This is a genomic window from Streptomyces prasinopilosus (genome assembly GCF_001419695.1).
Lineage (GTDB): Bacteria > Actinomycetota > Actinomycetes > Streptomycetales > Streptomycetaceae > Streptomyces > Streptomyces prasinopilosus.
The window spans coordinates 1-2373 of sequence record NZ_LIRG01000631.1 but is presented as its reverse complement, the minus strand read 5'-3'; the positions used below and the strand labels follow the sequence as shown (position 1 = coordinate 2373).

General features: G+C 74.6%; 2 protein-coding genes and 1 pseudogene. All 3 read right to left on the bottom strand.

Annotation, left to right across the window (positions count from 1 at the left end; genetic code table 11):
• Positions 1-433, bottom strand: a pseudogene (locus AOK18_RS23650) (hypothetical protein); the annotation flags it as partial.
• Positions 434-759: 326 nt separating this feature from the next.
• On the bottom strand, positions 760-1557 hold the full coding sequence (locus AOK18_RS23645; protein WP_055574760.1) for a type III pantothenate kinase: 798 nt from the start codon (positions 1555-1557) through the stop codon (positions 760-762).
• 9 nt (positions 1558-1566) lie between these two features.
• Positions 1567-2373, bottom strand: an 807-nt coding sequence (nadC, locus tag AOK18_RS23640) for a carboxylating nicotinate-nucleotide diphosphorylase (protein WP_055695652.1), incomplete at its 5' end; no start/stop codon positions are given.

The window sequence follows — 2373 nt, the reverse complement described above, 5'->3', positions numbered from 1 at the left end:
GCGGCAACCCCGCGGCGGCCTCGTGGACCGCACGGCCGGCGAGGCGGGCCCGTACGTCCTGCTCGGCCAGGATCCGGCAGCGGTCCAGGAGGGCGGCCGCCGCGGGGTTGCCGCGCAGCGCCCGGAGGGCGGCGAGGTCGTCGGCGTCGGGTCGGTGGCCGGCCGCCAGCGCCTCCTCCAGGAGCGTGAGGTAGCCGGCGACGGTGCCGGGCAGGGCGGCGCGGTAGCGGCCGAGGTCGGCCGTCAGGAAGGCGCGCTGGCGGGCGCTCTCCCGCGTCGCCTCGTCGAGGCGGGCGGCGAGCCGGAGGCAGTCCTGGACGTCTTCGGCCGAGGCGGACGTGGGGTGCAGGGCGAGGGCGAGGGCGCGGCGGAGCACGCGCAGCTCCTCCGCGCCGAACGCCATGCCGCCGCGGGATCCGTAGGGCGTGGGCATGCGGCGACGATACGCGCTAATCGGACAAATAACGCATAGCGCACAGGTGTGGCGTGCGGGTACGACACCCGGGTCCACCCGGGTGGGGGCCTGCCGGACGGGGCCGCCGGACAGGAGCCGGACCGGGGACCCCCCGGGGCCCCGGGACCACCGGGGGCCGCCGGGACCGTCCACGGCATCCATCCGCTCCGCGAGGCATCCGGTGCGCTCCGCGGGGCGTGCGGACCGGACGGCCCCCGCGCCGCCCGGGACCGGCCGCCCGTGGCGCGGTCCGGTCCCGGGCGGCGCGTCCGGGACCGGTCCGGGTGTGCCGCGTCCGGGACGCGTCACATCCGGGACACGTTCCGTTCGTAGACCAGGCGCAGGCCGATCAGGGTCAGCCAGGGCTCGTGCTCGTCGATGACCGCGCTCTCGCCCAGGACCGTCGGCGCGAGTCCGCCGGTCGCGATGACGGTCACCTCCTCGGGGTCGTCGGAGAGCTCGCGGACCATCCGGCGGACGACGCCGTCGACCTGGCCGGCGAAGCCGTAGACGATGCCGGACTGCATCGCCTCGACCGTGTTCTTGCCGATCACGTTCCGGGGCCGGGCCACCTCGATCTTGCGGAGCTGCGCGCCGCGGAGGCCGAGCGCCTCGACGGAGATCTCGATGCCGGGGGCGATGACGCCGCCGATGTACTCCCCGCGCGCGCTGACCGCGTCGAAGGTGGTGGCGGTGCCGAAGTCGACGACGACGGCCGGCCCGCCGTAGAGGTCGACGGCGGCGACCGCGTTGATGATGCGGTCCGCGCCGACCTCCTTGGGGTTGTCGGTGAGGATCGGCACCCCCGTCTTGACGCCCGGTTCGACCAGGACCGCGGGGACGTCGCCGAAGTAGCGGCGGGTCACCTCGCGGAGTTCGTGCAGGACAGAGGGGACGGTCGCGCAGACGGCGATGCCGTCGATGCCGTCGCCCAGGTCCTCGCCGAGGAGCGGGTGCATGCCCATCAGGCCCTGGAGGAGGACCGCGAGCTCGTCGGCCGTGCGGCGCGGGTCGGTGGAGATCCGCCAGTGTTCGACGATGTCCTCGCCGTCGAACAGGCCCAGGGTGGTGTGCGTGTTGCCCACGTCGATCGTCAGCAGCATGGCCGGCCCCTACTCCGCTGCCCGCAGGTCCAGGCCGATGTCCAGGATCGGCGAGGAGTGGGTGAGGGCGCCCACGGCGAGGTAGTCGACCCCCGTGTCGGCGTACGCCCTGGCGTTGTCGAGGGTGAGCCGGCCGGACGCCTCCAGGGTGGCGCGGCCGGCGACGAGGGCCACCGCCTCCTCGCACTCGCCGGGGGTGAAGTTGTCCAGCAGGATCAGGTCGGCGCCCGCGTCCACGACCTCGCGGAGCTGGTGCAGGGTGTCGACCTCGACCTCGATCGGTACGTCGGGGAAGCGTTCCCGGACGGCCCGGAAGGCCTGGGCGACGCCCCCGGCGGCGACGACGTGGTTGTCCTTGACCAGGGCGGCGTCGGAGAGCGACATGCGGTGGTTGACGCCGCCGCCGCAGCGCACGGCGAACTTCTCCAGGGAGCGCAGGCCCGGGGTGGTCTTGCGGGTGTCGCGGACCTCGGCCTTCGTGCCGTTCAGGGCGTCGGCCCACGCACGGGTGGCCGTCGCGACGCCCGAGAGGCGGCACAGGAGGTTCAGGGCGCTGCGTTCCGCGGTGAGGAGGTCGCGGGTGCGGGTGGTGACGGAGAGGAGCTTGTCGCCGGCTTCCACCCGGTCGCCGTCCTCCACGTGCCGTTCGACCTCGAACTCCGCCGTGCAGACCACCGAGACGACGGCCTCGGCGATCCTGAGGCCCGCCACGACGCCCGCTTCCCGCGCGGTGAAGTCGGCGGTGGCGACGGCGTCCTCGGGGATGGTCGCGACCGTCGTCACGTCCACGCCGTGGGCGAGGTCCTCCTGGACGGC